The sequence below is a fragment of the Mycobacterium sp. TH-M106 genome, assembly GCF_057473765.1.
Map to the genome: position 1 here is coordinate 1 of NZ_JBYCLE010000557.1, position 19,389 is coordinate 19,389.

The following is a 19,389-nucleotide window of genomic DNA, read 5'->3' on the forward strand; positions in this document are numbered from 1 at the left end:
AGGACCGGGTGGTGGTGGAGTTGTCTCCCTACGACCTGTCCCGCGGCCGCATCGTCTACCGGTACAAGTAGCCAGGCCTTCCGGCCCGACCAGCACGTCAGCTCTTCGATAGGACAGGACACCACAGCCGTGAAGGTGAAGCCGAGCGTCAAGCCGATCTGCGATAAATGCAGGGTGATCCGTCGGCACGGGCGGATCATGGTGATCTGCTCGGACCCGCGCCACAAGCAGAGACAAGGCTAGCCAGGGCTAGTCAGGACTAGACAGGGCTCCTGTTCTGCCACCGACAACTGAATGCAGACCTCCCAGCACCAGTGAGCGGCTGGCATCTTCACGAGATGGGCCAGCTCATCAACGTCCGGATACGGAGGCCGGACCCCGGAGCTTCTCGCTCCGGGACGGGCTGGGACCAGACCTCCGCGACGAAGACGAAAGGGGTATGCCCCGATGGCTCGACTTGTGGGCGTCGACCTGCCGCGCGACAAGCGGATGGAGGTCGCGCTGACCTACATCTACGGCGTCGGCCGCACTCGCTCCAACGAGATCCTGGCCGCCACCGGTATCGACAAGGACCAGCGCAGCAAGGATCTGACCGAAGAGCAGGTCGCCCAGCTGCGCGACTACATCGAAGGCAACCTGAAGGTGGAGGGCGATCTGCGCCGCGAAGTGCAGGCCGACATCCGCCGCAAGATCGAGATCGGCTGCTACCAGGGTCTGCGGCACCGTCGCGGCATGCCGGTGCGCGGCCAGCGGACCAAGACCAATGCCCGCACCCGCAAGGGTCCCAAGCGCACCATCGCCGGCAAGAAGAAGGCCAGGTAACCCATGCCGCCGAAGAAAGCAACCGCCGCGACACCGAAGAAGCGAGCCAAGCCCGTCAAGGCGCGGCGGCGGGAGAAGAAGAATGTTCCGCACGGCGCCGCCCACATCAAGAGCACGTTCAACAACACGATCGTGACGATCACCGACCCGCAGGGCAACGTCATCGCCTGGGCGTCGTCGGGTCACGTCGGCTTCAAGGGGTCACGCAAGTCCACGCCGTTCGCCGCGCAGCTGGCCGCCGAGAGCGCCGCGCGCAAGGCACAAGAGCACGGGGTTCGCAAAGTGGACGTGTTCGTCAAGGGACCCGGGTCGGGCCGAGAAACCGCGATCCGGTCGCTGCAGGCCGCCGGCTTGGAGGTCGGCGGGATTTCCGACGTCACCCCGCAGCCGCACAACGGCTGCCGCCCGCCCAAGCGGCGCAGAGTCTAAGAGGGTCGAGGAGGTTTAGCGCAAACATGGCTCGGTACACCGGACCCGTCACCCGCAAGTCGCGCCGGCTCGGCGTCGACTTGGTCGGCGGCGACCAGGCATTCGAGAAGCGGCCGTATCCGCCCGGTCAGCACGGCCGCGCACGAATCAAGGAGAGCGAGTTTCGCCTGCAGTTGCAGGAGAAGCAGAAGGCGCGCTTCACCTACGGCGTGATGGAGAAGCAGTTCCGCCGCTACTACGAGCAGGCGGTGCGCCGCGGCGGCAAGACCGGCGAGGAGCTGCTGCGCATCTTGGAGAGCCGGCTGGACAACGTGGTCTACCGCGCCGGACTGGCCCGGACCCGGCGGATGGCCCGCCAGCTGGTCAGCCACGGGCATTTCACCGTCAACGGCGTCAAGGTGGATGTTCCCAGCTATCAGGTGGCGCAGTACGACATCATCGACGTGCGGGACAAGTCGCTGAATACGCTGCCGTTCCAGATCGCCCGCGAGACCGCGGGGGATCGCCCTGTACCGGGTTGGCTGCAGGTGGCCGGGGAGCGGCAGCGCATCCTGGTCCACCAGCTGCCCGATCGGGCGCAGATCGATGTCCCACTGACCGAGCAGCTGATCATCGAGTTCTACTCGAAGTAACACCACCCTCGGGGGCGCGCCCCCGAGTACCCCCGATGGCATCAAATAGCGGGTGCCGAGAAGGAGAAGAAAACACCATGCTGATCTCTCAACGCCCCACCCTCTCCGAAGAGGTCATCGCCGAGGACCGGTCGCATTTCGTCATCGAACCGTTGGAGCCCGGTTTCGGCTACACCCTGGGTAATTCGCTGCGGCGCACCCTGCTGTCGTCGATTCCCGGAGCAGCAGTGACCAGTATCCGCATCGACGGCGTGCTGCACGAGTTCACCACCGTGCCCGGCGTCAAGGAGGATGTCACCGACATCATCTTGAACCTCAAGGGTTTGGTGGTGTCGTCGCAGGAGGACGAGCCGGTCACCATGTACCTGCGCAAGCAGGGGCCCGGCGAGGTCACCGCCGGCGACATCGTGCCGCCGGCGGGAGTGACGGTGCACAACCCGGACATGCACATCGCGACGCTCAACGACAAGGGCAAGCTGGAAGTGGAGCTGATCGTCGAACGCGGCCGCGGCTATGTTCCGGCCGTTCAGAACAAGGCTTCCGGTGCCGAGATCGGGCGCATCCCAGTCGATTCCATCTACTCGCCGGTGCTCAAGGTCACCTACAAGGTGGAGGCCACTCGTGTCGAGCAGCGCACCGACTTCGACAAGCTGGTGCTGGACGTGGAGACCAAGAACTCGATCACCCCGCGTGACGCGCTGGCATCGGCGGGCAAGACCTTAGTTGAGTTGTTCGGCCTGGCAAGGGAGCTCAACGTCGAAGCCGAAGGCATTGAGATCGGGCCGTCGCCGGCCGAAGCCGACCACATCGCGTCGTTCGCGTTGCCGATCGACGATCTGGACCTGACCGTGCGGTCCTACAACTGCCTCAAGCGCGAGGGTGTGCACACTGTCGGGGAGTTGGTGGGCCGCACCGAGTCCGACCTGCTGGACATCCGCAACTTCGGCCAGAAGTCCATCGACGAGGTGAAGGTCAAGCTGCACCAGCTGGGCCTCTCGCTCAAGGACAGCCCGGCCACCTTCGATCCGTCGCAAGTGACGGGTTACGACGTCGCCACCGGAACCTGGACGGCCGACGCCGGCTACGACGACCAGGACTACGCCGAGACCGAACAGCTTTAGAACAGGAGCGGCAGCCATGCCCAAACCCACCAAGGGCCCTCGCCTCGGCGGGTCGTCGTCGCACCAGAAGGCGATACTGGCCAACCTGGCCACGTCGCTGTTCACCTACGGTCGGATCAAGACGACCGAGACCAAGGCCCGGACGCTGCGGCCCTACGCCGAAAAGCTGATCACGCACGCCAAGAAGGGCACTCTGCACAATCGGCGCGAGGTGCTCAAGAAGATCCGTGACAAGGACGTGGTGCACTCGCTGTTCGCCGAGATCGCACCGCACTTCGCCGACCGCAACGGCGGCTACACCCGCATCATCAAGGTGGAGGCGCGCAAGGGCGACAACGCCCCGATGGCGGTGATCGAGTTAGTCCGGGAGAAGACGGTGACCTCGGAGGCCGATCGTGCGCGCCGGGTGTCGGCAGCCCAGCAGGCGCAGAAGTCGAAGCCGGCTGAAAAGCCTGTCGAGGGCACCCAGGAGGCTGGGGAGGCTGAGCCGGCTGAAAAGCCTGTCGAGGTCACCCAGGAGGCTGGGGAGGCTGAGCCGGCTGAAGCAGCCGAAGCTTCCGGGAACGCCGGCGACGCCGAGGATGCCGAAGAGTCCTGACGCGGAAACCGTTCGGCTTCGGTTCGACATCGCTTACGACGGAACCGAATTCGCCGGCTGGGCGGTGCAGGCCGACCGGCGCACCGTCGCCGGTGTCCTCGGCGCGGGGCTGTCTACGGTGTTTCGGGTTCCGGTGCGGTTGTCCGCCGCCGGACGCACCGACGCCGGGGTGCACGCGACCGGCCAGGTGGCACACGCCGACGTGCCGGCGGCAGCGCTGGGCAACGTCGCCCCGCGGACGCCGCACCCCGGTGAGCCGGAGTTCTCACCGTTGGTGCGGCGACTGGCCCGCTTCCTGCCGCTCGATGTCCGGGTGTTGCAGGTGGCGCGCGCCGCATCGGGTTTCGACGCCCGGTTTTCGGCGTTGCGCCGGCACTACGTCTACCGGTTGTCGACCGCGCCGTACGGGGTGGAGCCGCAGGACGCGCGCTACGTCACCGCGTGGCCGCGGAGACTGGACGTCGAGGCGATGGCGGCGGCGTCGCGCGAGCTGCTGGGGCTACACGATTTCGCGGCGTTCTGCCGGCACCGCGACGGCGCGACCACCATCCGCGATCTGCAACGGCTGGACTGGACGCACGACGGTGATCTGGTCACCGCGCACCTGGCCGCCGACGCGTTTTGCTGGTCGATGGTGCGCTCCCTGGTCGGCGCGCTGCTGGCGGTCGGTGAGCGCCGGCGCGGTGTGTCCTGGTGCCGCGGTCTGCTGGCGCAGGACCGCCGATCCAGCGACGTCACCGCCGCACCGGCGCGCGGGCTGACGCTGGCCGGTGTCGACTACCCCCCGGACGATCAGTTGGCGGCCCGGGCGGCCGTCACCCGCGACGTGCGCGGCAACTCCTGACACGCACGCTCGGAGGCGCAGAAACCTAAAGCCGGTCAGCGGCGAATTGGGCGGCCTGGTCGATCATGCCGGACTGCTCGTATCCGGTGTGGGCAGTCCAGTTGCGACCGTCGTCGGCGCAGACCGGGTCGTTGCCGTTGCACAGTTGGATGGTCTTGGCCGCGAATTGCGGGCTCAGCGCGGTCATCAGGTTGCCCAGGTGCTGCGACGGATTGCCGAAGAGGGCCGCCGCGGCGACGTGGTCGGCGACGTCGGGGGGCAGCGGCGGGCTGAGGCTGACGCCCGCCACCGGCGCGGCGGTGAGGATGTCCATCACTGCGGCACCCTGGGAGTATCCGCCGAGCACCAACCGGGTGTTCGGGCAGGTGTCGACCATGTACTGGATGTGCCCCCTGGCGTCGTTGGCGCCGTTGACGGCTTCGAGAAAGTTGTAGGTGGCCGGATAGTTCACCGCGTAGGCGCCCACCGATCTGCCCTCGGCCTTCGACCGCAGTGCGCCGACGAACGGATCGCCGACCCGGCCCATGCCCGGCGGCTCACCGGTGCCCCGGGCGAACACCACCTCGGCATCCGGGCACGGCTCGGCCGATGCCGTCACCGGCAGCGCGGTGGCAGGACCGAACCCGATCGTCAACGCGACCCAGACACGGGCTGCCGCGATGCAATGCGCCTTCACACCGCACGATAATAACCGCCGGATATGTTGGTTGTCTAAGTAAGCTCTGAATCCGAACTTTAGCTGCTACCGCTCGGCTCCAGCGACTCAGCAGGACCCGGCAACAGTTTGCCCGCGACGAAGTTTGCCGCTCGGCTGGTGTAGGCGGGTATGTAGCCGTCGGTGTGGCCGCTCCACTCGTTGCCGGGACCCTCGTGACAGATCGGGTCGCTGGGGTTGCACAGATCGACGGCCTTGGAGCCAAACAGTGGGCTGGCGCTGGAAATCGGGGTGCCCGACCGATCAGCGACGTTGCCGAACGTGGCCACCGCCGCGACCTGATCGGCGAATTCGGCCGGCAACGGGTCACCCCATGTGACGCCTCCCACCGGAGTGCCGGTGACGATGTCCATCACCGACGCGCCCTGCGAGTACCCACCCAGCACCAGCTTGGTGTCCGGGCACTTTCCCGCCATGTCCTTGACGTGGGCGATGGTGTCCTTGGCGCCGTCGTTGCCGTGCAGCTGAAGCCGGCTGGCGGCGTAGTTCACGGGGTACACCCCGACGTTGCGCGGGGTCTGTGCGCGCAGCGAGTCGACGAAGGCCTCGCCGACCCGGCCGATGCCGGGCGGTTCGCTGGTGCCGCGGGCGAAGACGACCTCGACGTCGGGGCAGTCGTCGGCGCCGGCCCGCGGGAGGGCCGGCGCGCCCAGCAGCGCGGCCCCGGCCGTCAGCGCGACCAGAGCCGGGAGGGGGGCGAGGCTACGGGGCAACCGCTCGAAACGCACAGCGAGATCCTACCGGCGCACCGCGACGGTCGCGGCTCACGCCGCCCGTTCGCGCGGCCTGTGGATCGCCGGCCGCGGCGATGCGCCGTCGCGGTCTACCGTTCGGCAGGCGTGGATTCGGCGGGAGGATATGGCTGGATATCCGACAACACAGCTACACCTCAGCGGCTATCGGTTCGCGCTGCGCCGCATCGAACGGGCGCTGTTGCGCGGCGACGTCCGGTCGGCGCGGCAGCCGGTGCGGTCCGGTTCTGGCGCGCTGGTGACCGGGTGCGTGCTGGCGGCCGTCGCGGTGGCCGGATGTGCGGCGTTGGCGCTGATGCAGCCGCAGCCGGCGCTGGACAGCGCCCCGATCGTGATGGGCCGCCAATCCGGGGCGCTGTACGTGTGGGTAGACGACACCCTGCATCCGGTGCTCAACCTCGCCTCCGCGCGGTTGATCGCGGCGACGGCCGCCAACCCGCGGCCGGTCCGCGAGGCCGACCTGGGCAACCCGGGTCGGGCCAGACGCGGACCGCCGCTGGGGATTCCCGGAGCCCCGCAGCTGCTCGGGGCGGCGTTGCCCAACACCGAAACGACCTGGATGGTCTGCGACAGTGCCGGTGACGCAGCCGGGGGCATGGGCCCGATGACGACGGTGGTCGTCGGCGACGGCCGGCTGGGGCCGGGCATCCGCGGCGTCGACCCGGACCAGCCGGTGTTGGTCAGATCCGGGGCGAGAACCTACCTGGTGTATCGGGGCCGGCGGGCGGCGGTGGATCTCGCCGACCCGACGTTAGCCCCGCGCCGAGTCTCGGCGCTGCTGGTGAACGCGATCCCCGAGGTGCCGCCGACCGCGATGCCGGCCCGGGCAGTCGCCGGCGCGCACGCGCTGCTGGGCGGCGCGGCGACGCTGTGTGTGCAGTGGGCCGGGTCGTCGGGCAGCGGCACCGATGTCACGCTTGTCGCCGGCGCCGGCCTGCCGCTGCCCGCCGGGCAGGCCCCGGTGGCGCTGGCCCAGGCCGACGGCGACGGCCCGGCGCTCGATGCCGTGTATCTCCCGCCCGGCCGCAGCGCCTACGTGCGTTCCGCCAGCGTCTCCGGGCAGCCCGGCGGTGCCCGCTACCTCGTCACCGATACCGGGGTGCGGTTCGTGGTCGACGACGACGCCGCACGCAGCCTGGGCCTGCCGGCGACCCCGGCGGCGGCGCCGTGGCCTGTGCTGGCGGGACTGCCGGCGGGTCCGCGGCTCGACCGGCGAAACGCGTTAGTCGCCCGCGACGTGATCGGCGTTGACGGCGTTGACGGCGTCGCTGGGCCGTCCTGACCGGCCTGACCGGCCCGACCGGATGGCCAGGACCGCCGCCGCAACGGCCACCAGTGCGGCGGCGCCGATCATCGCGGTGCGAGGCCCGGTTGACTCGGTGCCACCCGGTGTCTGCGGCGAACTGCGCTGTGCTGCAACAGGGTTACCGGTTGCCGACGGCGCGTCGGTGTCGGCGGTGCTGACTGTGCTCACAGCGGCCGACGGGTCGACGACACCGTTGCCGACGAAGTCGTCCCGCCCGCCCGGCGGCGGGTGTGCGGTGGTCTTGATCCGGTCCATCACCTGGTGCGGCGTCCACGTGGGAAACCGCGACCGGATCAGCGCCGCCAGCCCGCTGACCACCGCCGCGGCATAGCCGGTTCCGGCGATGGGCTCCGAGGCGTCGTTTCCGCTCGCGGTGTTGGCCCTGGTGTTGGCAGTGTTGGTTACCGCGTTGCCGACCGGGCTCAGCGACAGCACCGCCTCGCCGGGCGCCGCGACGTCCACCCACGGCCCCGCCAGGGTGAACGCCGACGGGGCGCCGTCGGCGTTGACCGACCCGACGGTCAGCACGTAATCGTCGTACCAGGCCGGGCTGACCGCGACCGTCACAGCGCCGTGTCCACCGCGCTGACCGGGACACTTCCCCGCGTCGCCGGTGTTGCCCGCGGCGGCGACGACGACGGCGTTGCGCTTGTCGACCGTGTAGGCCAGCGCCGCGCCCAGCGCACGGTCGTCGAGTCCCGACTCGACGGGCACGCAGGCCACCGAGGAGATGTCGATCACCGACGCGCCCAGGTCGGCGGCCGTTCGCACCGCTTTAGCCAGGGTGTCGACCGTGCCGACGCCGCGCTGGAACGGGTTGTCGACCGCACCGAACTTGGTGCTGGACTGCCGGATGGCGATCACCGTCGCCGCCGGGGCGACGCCGCTGAACCGGTCGTCGCCCGAGCCCGGTGCGGCAGCGATGATGCCGGCCACCAGGGTGCCGTGCCCGTCGCAGTCCTGGGTGCCATCCCCGGTGGACACATAGTCGCCGCCGCCGCGAAGGCCGGGCAGCTGCCGGTGCGGCGAAACTCCGGTGTCGATCACCGCGACCCGTTGGCCGGCGCCGCGGGTGAGCGGCCAGACCGCCGCCAGGTCCAGGCCGTCGAGCTGCGTGGCCGAGCCGGAGCGCCGCGAGTCGAAGGCCGGCACGGCGCACACCTCACGCTGCACGGTGGGCTGCGGCGGCCCGGGCGGTGACGCCGCCGGCAGCAACCGGCCGTCGATCGGCGGCGGCGACACCGCATACGCCGGCGGCGGTGCGGCGCACTGCGACACCCCGGTCAACGTCGTGACCGCCGCGATCCGCATCAGCCGTGACACGCCTCGGGTCACGTCAGGCTCAGGCCCCGGGCGGCGCCGTAGCAGCCGCAGACCCAGCAGGCCACCGGCACCAGAGCCGCCAGCGTCAGGTACTCCAGCAGCTCCACGCCGCGACGGGTGACCGGCGACCACACCCGCGGGGCGGAGCTGACAAGGCCCAGATACAGCACAGCCCCGGCCAGGGCGACGGCCGTGACGCACAGCAGCAGCCGATGCTGCGGTGCCGCGGCCGCCCCGGCCAGCAGGGCCGCGCTGACTGCGGCGATCGCCGCGGTCGCCAGCGCCGCGATCTGGGACCGGTCGGTGTGCGAGCGGGTCCGCAGCAGCAGCGCAGCACCGCAGACCGCGGCGAAGACGACGCCGCCGAAGCGGGGTGCGCCGGTGCGCGGCGCGGCTGTGGCGACTGTGGCGGCGAGCACACCCAGCGCGGCTGCCGCCGAGAAGGCGGCGACCAGGCCGGTCAGCAGATCGTGGGCGCGAGCCGCCTCGTCGTCGCGGTCCGTGGCCGGCCACGCCGAGCCGTGCAGCCGCCGCGACAGCCCGGTGCAGACGATCGACGCCCGGGCAGCCATCTGCAGCAGACCGGTCGACACCACAGCGGTTGTGGCCGCGATCAGCTGCGGTGACATGCCGAGCACCGCGGCCAGCGCGGCGACCGCTGCCAGCGCCGCCAGGCAGGTTACCGCCGGCATGGCCGGTCCACCGTCGACCAGGTGCATCGCCGGCACCGCCACCGCCGCGGCCGCGGTCGCGGCCAACAGCGCGTTCGGGGCGCCCGGCCCACCGGGTACCGCCACAAAGCCGGCGACGGCGGCCAGCCAGCTGCCAGCCAGAACGGCGGTGAACCGGGTCGCTCGCGGTGTCCACGGCCGCGCAGCGGCGCAGACCGTGGCGCAGACCTGCTCGGCCGGGTCGTCGAAACGCGGTGCCGGCAACTCGCCGACGGCGCGCGTCAACAGCAGCACCTCGCCATCGCGGATCTGCTGCTGCGCCAGCGTCTTCGAGCCGTCCAGCGCCGCCGCACCGGGACGAGACAGCCGGTATGCAACACCCGCCCGGTCGACCGCCGGCCCGCCGCTGCTGGACACCACGTCCACGATCGACGGCAGCAACGCCGCGACCGCCACCCCGGCCGGCAGAGCCAGGTCGACGTGAACGGCGTCGGCGTGCAGCATGATTCGGCACAGATCCGGATGCGAATAACGCACCTCATCACCCCCCTCAGCAGGCGGGACGGGTCCCGCACCGGTAACGCTAACGCGCAGGCCGGCGCGGCGTATCCGGCGTTCCACAGCCGACTTGCGGCCGGTTTTTTCGCTGCCTACGGTGTGGCGCAGTCGACCGACGCGCGGCGGCGATACCGGCGGGGGAGCAGATGAGCGGCAGCGGCGAGGCGACCGCAACTGTGCCCTTCGCACGGCCGCCGCGCCCCCGGCCGCCGGTGGTGGCGAGCACCGAAATCGTCGTCGCCGCACCGCCACACCCGCCCGGCTCGGCACGCCGCCCGATGCTGGCCAAGCTGCTGCCGGTGGTGCTGGCCGCCGTGATGATCCCGATGACGGTCTTCGTCTACCGATCGGGCTCCGCCGGCGCGCGCAACCCGGTCTTTGTGGCCTTCCCGCTGATGATGCTGGCGTCGGCGGTCGCCACCGCGCTGGCCGGGCGGCGCGGCGGCCATGACATCGACGCCGACCGCGAAGACTACCTGGACTATCTAAGCGGCTTGCGCGACACGGTGACCGGCACCGCTGCCGTGCAACGGTCGTCGTTGTTGTGGTGTCATCCCCGGCCCGACGCGTTGTGGACGCTGGTGGGCGGCGCCCGGATGTGGGAGCGGCGGCCGGGCGACGCCGACTTCGGACAGGTCCGCATCGGTGTCGGAAGCCAACCGCTGGCCACCAGGTTGGTGCCGCCGCCGCCGGGCCGCTCTGCGCGGGTGGATCCGGTCACCGACGCCGCGCTTCGGCGCTTCCTGGACACCCATTCGACGGTTCCCGACGTGCCGGCCACGATCGCGTTGCTCAGGCTGGCGATGGTGACGCTGGACGGTGACCCGGACAGCGCGCGGGGGCTGCTGCGCGCGATGGTCTGCCAACTCGCCGTGCTGCACGCACCGGATCTGCTGGCGGTAGTTGCCGTGGTTGCCCAGCGCAACCACGAGCAGTGGGACTGGCTGAAATGGCTGCCGCACCACCAGCATCCGACGGCTACCGACAACCTGGGGCCGCGCCGCATGGTGTATGCGAGCCTGGCCGCGGCCGAAGGTGCGCTGGCCGGGCGGGGCGCTCGGCATGCGGTGGTGATCGTCGATGGCGGCGCCGTCGCCGGCAGCGAACCGGTCATCGGAGCTGCCGGACTGACCATTGTCACCATTGGCGAGGACGGCGGCGGCTGTGGCGGTCTGGCACCCGACGCGGCCCTGGCGCTGCGGGTGAGGCCGACAGCGCTGACAGTGCTACGACCCGACGGCAAGCAGCTGCTGGCTCGCCCGGATCGGCTCTGTCTCACCGACGCGCTGGTGTGTGCACGGCGGCTGGCGGGCTACCGGGTGGCCGGCCCGGCCGGCGGTGCGGCGCCGGCCAACCGGCCGCACTGGCCGGACCTGCTCGGCATCGGCTGCGGTGGGGATATCAGCACCTTCGACCCCAACGCCCTGTGGGGCAGCATGAAACCGCAGGACAGGCTGTGCGTTCCGATCGGCACCACAGCCTCCGGAGAGGCCGTGCGGCTCGACATCAAAGAAGCCGCCGAGAACGGGACGGGGCCGCACGGGCTGTGCATCGGCGCCACCGGGTCAGGCAAATCAGAGCTACTGCGCACCGTCGCGCTGGGTATGATCACCCGCCACTCGCCAGAGGAACTGAACCTGGTTCTGGTGGACTTCAAAGGCGGCGCAACGTTTCTCGGCCTGGAACGGGCCCGCCACGTCGCGGCGGTCATCACCAACCTCGCCGACGAGGCACCGCTAGTCGCCCGAATGCGCGACGCCCTGGCCGGTGAGGTCAACCGTCGCCAGGAGCTGCTGCGCGCGGCCGGCAATTTCATCAGCGCCGCCGCCTATCAACAGGCACGCCGGGCAGGTGCGCCGCTGGCCGCGTTGCCGGCGTTATTCGTCATCGTCGACGAATTCTCCGAACTACTCAGCCAGCACCCGGATTTCGTCGACATGTTCGTGGCTATCGGCCGGCTGGGTCGCTCACTGGGGATCCATCTGCTGCTGGCCAGCCAACGGCTCGACGAAGGCAGGTTGCGTGGGCTCGAATCGCATCTGTCCTACCGGATCTGCCTGAAAACCCTCTCCGCCAACGAATCGCGCCTCGTCCTGGGTGTGCCCGACGCCCATCAGCTGCCCAACACCCCCGGAGTAGGTTACCTGCGGACGGCGACCGGCGAGTTGACCGGCTTCCAGACGGCGTTCGTCTCCGGCCCGTGTCCCGGCACCGTTGCGGCACCGCGCGCCGGCCACACGCCGGCGCCGGTGCGGCTGTTCACGGCCGCGCCGAACGGGGCGGTTGACAGTGTCGGGCCGGCGCCCGGGTCGGCTGACCGGATGCTGGCCGACGCGGTGCTGGATCGACTGGCCGGGCAGGGACCGCCCGCCCGCGAGGTGTGGCTGCCGCCGCTGGGGGCATCGCCGGCGCTGGGCAGCCTGCTCGAGGACAGCCTGCCCGGCGGCGAGTTGGTGGTGGCGATCGGGATCGTCGACCGGCCATTCGAACAGCGCCGCACCCCGCTGCTGGTCGACTTACGCGGGGCCGCAGGCAATGTCGCGGTCGTCGGCGCGCCGCAATCGGGCAAATCGACCGCGCTGGCGACACTGGTCACCGCGCTGGCCGCCACCCACGACCCGGCCCGGGTCCAGTTCTACTGCCTGGACTTCGGCGGCGGCACGCTGACGTCGCTGCAGTGCCTGCCGCACGTCGGCTCGGCGGCCGGCCGAACCGAACCCGACCTGATCCGGCGGACGGTCAGGGAGATGGAGTCGATCGTCGCGCACCGTGAGACGGTGTTTCGCGACCAGGGCATTGGCTCCTTCGCCCGCTACCGGCAGCTGCGAGAGCAACAGGACCCCATCTGCCGCGCCGACCGGTTCGGCGACGTGTTCCTGGTGATCGACGGCTGGGCCAACCTGTGCCGCGAGTTCGACGCGCTGGAGGCACCCGTAGTTGCGCTGGCCGGGCGGGGGCTGTCGTTCGGGGTGCACGTAGTGCTGTCGGCGTCGCGGTGGGCCGAGCTCAGACCCGGGCTGCGCGACCAGATCGGCACCCGGATCGAGTTGCGGCTCGGCGAGCCCGCCGATTCCGAGCTGGACCGCAGGCAGGCCCAGCAGGTGCCGCCAGACAAGCCCGGCCGCGGGTTGACCCGCGGCGGGCTGCACATGCTGATCGCGGTGCCCCGGTTGGATGGGTTGGACGAGCGGGCGGGCTCGGCCGTGGAGCCGGCGCAGGCCGCGGCGCGCTCCGGTGAGCTGTTGCGCCGCCGACACGGCGCCGCCGCCGCGCCGCCGGTGCTGCTGCTGCCGGGACTGCTGCACCGGCACACCCTGCCCGACCCGGCCGGCGGGCATCTGCTGTTCGGCGTCGAAGAACGCGGCCTGGCCACTGTCACACTGGATTTCGAACGCCAGCCGCACCTGCTGATTCTCGGTGACGACGAGTGCGGCAAGACGTCGGTTCTTCGCACGCTGTGTACCGAGATCGCACGGACGTGCACCGCCGAACAGGCGCAGCTGATAGTGGTCGACTACCGGCGCGGCCTGCTCGGCGTGGTCGACCCGGATCACCTTGGCGGATCAGCGATGTCGGCCGCCACACTGACCGCCCTGCTGCCTGAGTTGCTGGATCGGCTGGCCCGGCGGATGCCCGGCCCCGAGGTCACCCAGCAGCAGCTGCAGGACCGGTCGTGGTGGTCCGGACCGCAGATCTACCTGCTGGTCGACGACTACGACCTGGTGGCCTCCACCGCCGGGAATCCTCTGACGCCGCTGCTCGAATATCTTCCGCACGCCAGCGATGTCGGGCTGCATCTGATCGTCGCACGCCGCAGCGGAGGAGCCGCACGAGCGGTGTACGAGCCGCTGCTGGCCGCGCTGCGTGATCTGGGCTGCATGGGCTTTTTGATGAGCGGCAACCCCGACGACCCTGCGTTGATCGGCTCCGCCCGCCCGCTGCGGCTGCCGCCCGGCCGCGGCATCCTCATCACCCGCAGGGGCGGGGAACAACTCGTCCAGGCGGCCTGGATCCCCTACGGTTCACGGCCGTGACCGGCCACCGTGCGGTCATCGAGGCCGGCCCCGCCGCCATCCGCCGATTGTGTTGCGGCACAAGTGAGATCACCGATGTCGAAGCAGCGGCGGCAGTCGACGGCATCGACGACCCGGTGGTCCTGGTCGACGAGCAGCCGGTCGCCGTCGCCGCGCTGTGGCGCACGCTGCTGCGCTCACTGGCCTGCCCCCAGCGGCGACCGGTGTCGGTGCTGGTCGTCCACCCATCGTGGTGGTCGCAGGCCCGGGTTGCCCTCGTCACCGCCGCCGCGCGCACGCTGGCCGACGACGTCGGCACCCGATCACGATCGCAGCTGTTGTCCGCCTCTGTTGTCTGCGCACCGGTGGTCGTCGAGATCGCTGCACGCCTGGTGGCCATCACCGTGACCGGGACCGTCGCCGAACCGCGAATTGGGCCACCGCAGCAGGTGGCCGACGCGGTGGTGCGGCGGGTCGTCGTCCTGACCCGCGGCGCAGGCGCCGCAGTCACCCGTGGTGTAGCGACCGCGGTGCTGGTCGACGGCCCGCCCGGCGTCGAGGGTGCGGCCGAGCTGGCGGCGATGATCGCCGACCGACTGCGCAGCGCGCTCGCCGACTGCCATGTGGAGTTGGTCGGCGACACCCGGCTGGCTCGGCTGGCCCGGCTCACCGCGCCGGCGCCGCCGGTGCCAACACAGCCGTATCCGAGACCGGCAACCGTTGGCCGTCGGCGGCCGAGCCGAGTTCCTGTGCTGCTGGCTGCCACGGTTGCGCTGGCCGCGCTGGGCGTCGCGGCGGTGCGCGCCGGCGCCCACGACCAGCCCGGCGCGGGCGTCGCCGAGGCCATGCCGACGACGTTTCTGGTCGAGGGCCGGGTCACGCTGCAGGTGCCGGCGCAGTGGCAGGCGCAGCGGGTCACGGCCGGGCCGGGGTCGGCACGGGTGGAGGTGATCTCGCCGTCGGACCCGCAGCTGATGCTGCACGTGACGCAATCGCTTGCTCCCGGGGCAGACCTGGCCAGCGCCGCCGAGTCACTGCGCCATGCCATCGACCAGGCGAACGCCGCGGAACCGGGTGTCTTCGTCGACTTCAACCCGTCCGGGAACGCCGCGGGCCGGCCCGCGGTGACCTATCGCGAAGTCCGCGCAGGCCATCACATCGACTGGACGGTGCTAGTCGACGGCGCGGTGCGGATCAGCGTCGGTTGCCAGAGCCGGCCCGACGGCGCCGACGCGGTGCGCCAGGTATGCGAGCAGGCGGTGCGCTCGGCGCACACCCTGAGCTGAGGGACCGCATCTAGCCAGCCAGGGAGGTGTCACACCGGTGCTGCACTGCTGTGATGCCTACCGCACGTCGCCGGCACGCGATCACCGAGACACCCCCCGTCCAGGCGGCCCTGGACGAACTGCGCGGCGAGCTGGGCACCGATCGCGTCGAGTTGGCTGGCCCGGCGTGGCAGTCTCTGACACCTCAGCAAGGTCAGGTAACCCTGCCGTTTCGATGCGCAGCCAACGGAAAAATAGCTGGTGAGAGCGTCGGCGAAAGCATGGGGTGTTGTTTGCAAAACGCGAGTCACCTCATGCCTCTGTGTCGGAAATGAACCAACTGGGCCGAGATGCACACCGGATCACGTAGTGAGTCGTAGTATATTGTAGGTAGGTGCAGGTTGACTGGAGCAAGCGGGCCGACTACGTCGGGGAGCGGCACGGCATCTCTGCGGGCTGGGCGGATGAAGCGGCCAACGACCGTCACGCCGTGTGGCAAGTGCCAGACCCGGCCAGTCGGTCGGGCCTGTCGGTTCGGGTGATCGGCTATTCGCCGTCGGCGCGCGCGGTGCTGACCGTGATTTTGGTGTCCGCCGATGCTGATCCCGATGAGCGCCCGGACGGCGATTGGTGGGGTAGCAACGCCTGGATCGCGAATCAACAGGATCAGGACCTCTACAGTGAGGAGCAGTAAGAATGAGCAGGATTGACGATCTACTCGCCGACGAAGGCGCACGCGCGGAGGCATACTCGGGAGGCCCGGCGCCTGAGCATGTCACGACGAGCCGGCCGAATCTCGGCCGCCAGACTGTGGTCTCGGTGCGCTTGGCTGCCGATGAGCATGAGCGCCTGAGCCAGGCCGCCCGCAAAGCGGGAATGTCGCTATCGACCCTTATCCGGGTGTGGGCCGTCGATCGGCTGCACGCCGAAGATCACGGCGAATCAGGAACCGTCGCCGAGCGTCTAGCCCGGCTCGAACGCGAAGTATTCAGACGACCCGCCTGAACTACCCAAACTCCACAGGGTGCAGGTGGGAACCCGCATCGCTACGCCGGTTGTCTGGCCTTTCTCGCGGGAAACGCGAACGGCCGGACGGCTTTTGCTGTCGAGTACCGCAGACCCAAGATAACCAACAGTCGACGGGTTGGTGAGTCGTCTGGTTCTCTCTGATCTCCATTTTCATGCCTGGACCAGGTGTTGCGGGTGTGTCGTGGCGTCGAATCAGCTGGTTGAAGTGACATCATCGTTATCGGGCATATTGGGGTGAAGCTGATAGTTCTTCACTCGGAGTGAATGCAAGGAGGCGTGGGTTGGCTCTGGCGGCGGTGCGCGACCTGCGGGAGGTGCGGGCCCCGGCGACCGAGGGCGAGATCGCCGACTTCGAGACCGACGTGCTGTCGGGGTTCGTGTTGGCGCGAGCGTCGGCCGGACTGGTCGATGCCACCATCCGTAACGATGTCAATCATCTTGAGCTGATCCGTGATTGGTTCGGCCGGCCGTTGTGGGAGATGCAACCGGGTGACGCCGACACGTATTTTGGCAAGGTGTTGCGGGACGCCAACCCGTCGACACGAACCGGCCGTGCGGCCGCGCTGAGGGTGTATTTCGCGTTCCTGGAGCTGCGACACCAGATCGAGTTGAACAACCTGATCGGCCGCATCGTCGAATGCCCACTCGATGAGATCAACCGGCCCCGGACATCGGTTGACCCGCAGCTGCGCATCCCACCGACCGTGCAGGAGGTCGAGCAGCTGTTCGCTGGGTGGCGTGAGGAGCTGGCCACCTGCCGCAAGTTCGCCCCGGCCGCCCGTAACTACGCCGTGGCCCGGTTGGCCGCTGATGTCGGTCTGCGCATCCACGAGGCCTGCATGCTGGATCTGGACGATGTGCGGTGGGAGTTGGGCCGGTTCGGCAAGCTCAATGTCCGTTACGGCAAGGGGTCTCGTCGCAAGGGTCCCAAACCGCGGCTGGTGCCGTTGATCAACGGCGCTGACCGTAGCCTGCGCTGGTTCATCGAAGACGTGCTCGGTTCGTTCGGCATCGAGCCGTCTGGCCAGGGCACGCCGCTGTTTCCGTCCGAACGCAAAAGCACCGACGGCACCCCCATGCGCGCGACCGCCGACGTGTTCCGCCGTGCACTGGCCGAGGCCGCCGAGCGGCACCTGCCGGTGTGGTCGGGCAGGCTGACACCGCATGTGCTGCGGCATTTCTGCGCCTCCCAGCTATACCTGTCCGGGATGAATCTGTTTGCGATCCAAGAGCTTTTAGGGCATGCCTGGACTACCACGACGGCCCGCTATATCCACGTCCATACCACCCACGTCGAGGAGGCCTGGGTTACCGGGCAACGCCGGGTCGCTGACCGATGGAAAGGACTGGTCTGATGAAGTGGAACCTGCGCCTGGCCGCTGCCAACCGCGGCGTGTGGAAAGCCAGTGAGCTGCAACGGATGCTCGCCGAGCGCGGCCTGGTGATCAGCGCCGGCAAGATGTCAGGCCTGTGGTCGGGCACCCCCAACGTGGTCAAACTGCGCGACCTGGACGTGATCTGCGCCGTGCTGGACTGCGGCGTCGAGGAACTGCTGATCCCCGAGCCCGACACCCTCGCCGCACCCACACCATCGTCCGGCGAGGAACAGCCCCGCATGCTCGGCGCGGCCGGGTCGGTGACCCCGCGTCCACGATCAGGCAGGTCGCTGCCGCCCCGGTGAACTGCCTGCACTGCCACACCGCGCTGCCGGCCTCCAGTCGGCGAGATCGCATGTACTGCAACGGCAGATGCGCGGCGCTGGCGTCGTACTATCGCCGCAAGGCCGGGCTGGCACCTCCGCCTCGCTGGCAGCATCCGGCGCTGTGCTCACAGAACCCGATCGTGGGCGCTGCGGCCGCCCGTGCCGTGCAGCTTGGGCAAGCCCACGACTGGAGCCGCTCGACGGCACGATGCGTGCTCGACGGCTTGCTGAGCGTCCTCGATGGGCGGCGTGCCGGCGAGCGCGTCCCACTGGCCGACGTCCGCACCAGGCCCCATCGCTGCGTGTCACGTCCCCGCCTCGCCGAAGTTCTCGCCGACCAGGGACTCCTCGATGACGATGCCACGGCGATGGCCCAGTCCTGGATCGGCCGGATGACCAGCGATCTGGGGCCTGGGTTCGCCCAACCGGTCGGCCACTGGCTGATGGTTCTGTTCACCGGCGACACCCGCACCCGCCCACGGGCGGCCTCGACGGTGCACGTCTACTGCAAAAACGCCCGGAGGCCACTGCGATGCTGGGCGGCCCGCTACGACCACCTGCGTGAAGTCACCCGCGGCGACGTTGATGCCGTGCTGGAGCCGCTGCACGGCTGCGGGCGCCACAACACCCTCACCGCACTGCGCTCGCTGTTCGGGTTCGCCAAGAAACACGCCCTGATCTTCGCCAACCCCACCATCGGGCTCACCGCTCATTCCGGCGACACGGTCCTGCTGCCGCTTACCGACGAATAGATCCATGCACTGCAGGCTCTGGCCAGCGACCCTGCCTGCCGGGTCATCATCTCCCTGGCCGCCGATCACGCCGCCCGCAATGGCGCCATTCGACACCTCAAACTCGATGACGTCGACCTGCCCAATCACCGCATCACCGTGGCCGGGCACCGCCAACGCTGCGGCGAGCTCACCCACCGCGCCCTGCGCAGTTGGTTTGAGCACCGCCGCGCCACCTGGCCACACACCGCCAACCCGCACGTGCTGGTCAACCCCAAAACCGTGCACGGCACCGCACCGGTCAACGAAGTCTTCGTCAACAGGCGCATCCAGCCCGCCGGCTGCACCGTCGCCGAAATCCGCGCCGACCGCATCCTGCACGAAGCCCTCACCTCAACCGCCGGCCCCGACCCACTGCACCTGGCGCTCGTCTTCGGCGTCTGCCACCACACCGCGGCCCGCTACGCTACCGCCGCCGAGCACCTCCTCAGCGGCGAACTCGAACACCCGCCAGCACAATAAGCCCCGGGCCATCGATGCTTTCCCGCTGAACCCACGGCAAAACCGGGCCCAACGCACCAAAATGCCGTGGGTTCCCGATGAAATCCCTTCAGTCCGCGCGAACCCACGGGGGACGAGTAGGTTCCCGACTTGCCACAAAGGTCAGATGTCTCCGGCGTTTCGACGGCGGCTGATCAGCAAAATGGCTGGTGAAAGCTACTGATGAAGCAAGGGGTGTTGTTTGAGACATGTGACGTGGGCCAGACATGTCTGGCGGTTCAACCCGTGGGTGTGCCGGCGATGGTGTCGGCAACCTGCAGGATGGTGTCGGCGGCGCCGGTTAGCCGTTCGCGTAGCTGAGCCAATGCGCGCGGGCT

At 69.6% G+C, this 19,389-nt stretch carries 20 protein-coding genes and 1 pseudogene; 17 read left to right on the forward strand and 4 right to left on the reverse strand.

Translation table 11 applies throughout. The features are described from left to right. The 8 genes and pseudogenes from AC2VOP_RS19060 to truA form a co-directional block, all read left to right on the forward strand. A pseudogene (locus AC2VOP_RS19060) lies at window positions 1-71 on the forward strand (translation initiation factor IF-1); the annotation flags it as partial. A gap of 58 nt (window positions 72-129) precedes the next feature. Further along, complete coding sequence (gene rpmJ / locus AC2VOP_RS19065; RefSeq protein WP_486953759.1) at window positions 130-243, forward strand: 50S ribosomal protein L36; 114 nt, start codon at window positions 130-132, stop codon at window positions 241-243. Window positions 244-447: 204 nt separating this feature from the next. After that, window positions 448-822: a 30S ribosomal protein S13 gene (gene rpsM, locus AC2VOP_RS19070; protein ID WP_486962419.1), complete on the forward strand. Its 375-nt coding sequence runs from the start codon at window positions 448-450 to the stop codon at window positions 820-822. Between the two features lie 3 nt (window positions 823-825). Further along, window positions 826-1,251: a 30S ribosomal protein S11 gene (gene rpsK / locus AC2VOP_RS19075; protein ID WP_486962420.1), complete on the forward strand. Its 426-nt coding sequence runs from the start codon at window positions 826-828 to the stop codon at window positions 1,249-1,251. A 26-nt stretch (window positions 1,252-1,277) separates the two neighbouring features. Beyond that, the gene (gene rpsD / locus AC2VOP_RS19080) at window positions 1,278-1,883 is read left to right on the forward strand and encodes a 30S ribosomal protein S4 (protein WP_486962421.1); all 606 of its coding nucleotides are present in this window, start codon (window positions 1,278-1,280) and stop codon (window positions 1,881-1,883) included. A gap of 77 nt (window positions 1,884-1,960) precedes the next feature. Further along, window positions 1,961-3,004: a DNA-directed RNA polymerase subunit alpha gene (locus tag AC2VOP_RS19085; RefSeq protein ID WP_486962422.1), complete on the forward strand. Its 1,044-nt coding sequence runs from the start codon at window positions 1,961-1,963 to the stop codon at window positions 3,002-3,004. A gap of 16 nt (window positions 3,005-3,020) precedes the next feature. Continuing rightward, on the forward strand, window positions 3,021-3,602 hold the full coding sequence (gene rplQ, locus AC2VOP_RS19090) for a 50S ribosomal protein L17 (RefSeq protein ID WP_486962423.1): 582 nt from the start codon (window positions 3,021-3,023) through the stop codon (window positions 3,600-3,602). Further along, on the forward strand, window positions 3,586-4,446 hold the full coding sequence (truA, locus tag AC2VOP_RS19095; protein WP_486962424.1) for a tRNA pseudouridine(38-40) synthase TruA: 861 nt from the start codon (window positions 3,586-3,588) through the stop codon (window positions 4,444-4,446). The genes rplQ and truA overlap by 17 nt, the downstream gene beginning before the upstream one ends. Window positions 4,447-4,471: 25 nt before the next feature. On the opposite strand, the gene AC2VOP_RS19100 is transcribed toward truA, so the two are convergent. Continuing rightward, on the reverse strand, window positions 4,472-5,122 hold the full coding sequence (locus AC2VOP_RS19100) for a cutinase family protein (RefSeq protein WP_486962425.1): 651 nt from the start codon (window positions 5,120-5,122) through the stop codon (window positions 4,472-4,474). 59 nt (window positions 5,123-5,181) lie between these two features. Then, entirely contained in the window at window positions 5,182-5,889 is a 708-nt protein-coding gene (locus tag AC2VOP_RS19105) for a cutinase family protein (protein ID WP_486962426.1), read from the reverse strand. A gap of 130 nt (window positions 5,890-6,019) precedes the next feature. Between AC2VOP_RS19105 and eccB the strand changes: the two genes are divergently transcribed. Continuing rightward, entirely contained in the window at window positions 6,020-7,195 is a 1,176-nt protein-coding gene (eccB, locus tag AC2VOP_RS19110; RefSeq protein WP_486962427.1) for a type VII secretion protein EccB, read from the forward strand. Here the strand turns inward: eccB and mycP are convergent. Together mycP and eccD are read right to left on the reverse strand one after the other, a co-directional pair. Beyond that, entirely contained in the window at window positions 7,136-8,530 is a 1,395-nt protein-coding gene (gene mycP / locus AC2VOP_RS19115; protein WP_486962436.1) for a type VII secretion-associated serine protease mycosin, read from the reverse strand. The genes eccB and mycP overlap by 60 nt on opposite strands. A 20-nt stretch (window positions 8,531-8,550) precedes the next feature. Continuing rightward, on the reverse strand, window positions 8,551-9,750 hold the full coding sequence (gene eccD / locus AC2VOP_RS19120) for a type VII secretion integral membrane protein EccD (RefSeq protein ID WP_486962428.1): 1,200 nt from the start codon (window positions 9,748-9,750) through the stop codon (window positions 8,551-8,553). A 167-nt stretch (window positions 9,751-9,917) separates the two neighbouring features. Between eccD and eccCa the strand changes: the two genes are divergently transcribed. The 8 genes from eccCa to AC2VOP_RS19160 all read left to right on the forward strand — a co-directional run bounded on the left by eccCa (window position 9,918) and on the right by AC2VOP_RS19160 (window position 19,033). Continuing rightward, window positions 9,918-13,805 (forward strand): type VII secretion protein EccCa, encoded by a 3,888-nt coding sequence (gene eccCa, locus AC2VOP_RS19125; protein ID WP_486962429.1) that lies wholly within the window; start codon window positions 9,918-9,920, stop codon window positions 13,803-13,805. Continuing rightward, the gene (locus tag AC2VOP_RS19130; RefSeq protein ID WP_486962430.1) at window positions 13,802-15,070 is read left to right on the forward strand and encodes a type VII secretion-associated protein; all 1,269 of its coding nucleotides are present in this window, start codon (window positions 13,802-13,804) and stop codon (window positions 15,068-15,070) included. The genes eccCa and AC2VOP_RS19130 overlap by 4 nt, the downstream gene beginning before the upstream one ends. Window positions 15,071-15,443: 373 nt before the next feature. After that, on the forward strand, window positions 15,444-15,743 hold the full coding sequence (locus tag AC2VOP_RS19135; protein ID WP_486962431.1) for a transposase: 300 nt from the start codon (window positions 15,444-15,446) through the stop codon (window positions 15,741-15,743). A gap of 2 nt (window positions 15,744-15,745) precedes the next feature. Further along, window positions 15,746-16,054, forward strand: a complete 309-nt coding sequence (locus tag AC2VOP_RS19140; protein ID WP_067971399.1) for a plasmid mobilization protein — start codon at window positions 15,746-15,748, stop codon at window positions 16,052-16,054. A gap of 305 nt (window positions 16,055-16,359) precedes the next feature. Next, window positions 16,360-17,433 carry a tyrosine-type recombinase/integrase gene (locus tag AC2VOP_RS19145; protein WP_486962432.1) on the forward strand — a complete coding sequence of 358 codons (1,074 nt, stop codon included), beginning with the start codon at window positions 16,360-16,362 and terminating at the stop codon, window positions 17,431-17,433. Further along, window positions 17,433-17,759 carry a helix-turn-helix domain-containing protein gene (locus tag AC2VOP_RS19150; RefSeq protein ID WP_486962433.1) on the forward strand — a complete coding sequence of 109 codons (327 nt, stop codon included), beginning with the start codon at window positions 17,433-17,435 and terminating at the stop codon, window positions 17,757-17,759. The genes AC2VOP_RS19145 and AC2VOP_RS19150 overlap by 1 nt, the downstream gene beginning before the upstream one ends. Beyond that, window positions 17,756-18,532, forward strand: coding sequence for a hypothetical protein (locus tag AC2VOP_RS19155; RefSeq protein ID WP_486962434.1), 777 nt, complete (start codon window positions 17,756-17,758; stop codon window positions 18,530-18,532). The genes AC2VOP_RS19150 and AC2VOP_RS19155 overlap by 4 nt, the downstream gene beginning before the upstream one ends. 138 nt (window positions 18,533-18,670) lie before the next feature. Further along, a complete protein-coding gene (locus tag AC2VOP_RS19160) occupies window positions 18,671-19,033 on the forward strand; it encodes a hypothetical protein (protein WP_486962435.1) in 363 nt (120 codons plus the stop codon). Window positions 19,034-19,389 lie beyond the last annotated feature (356 nt).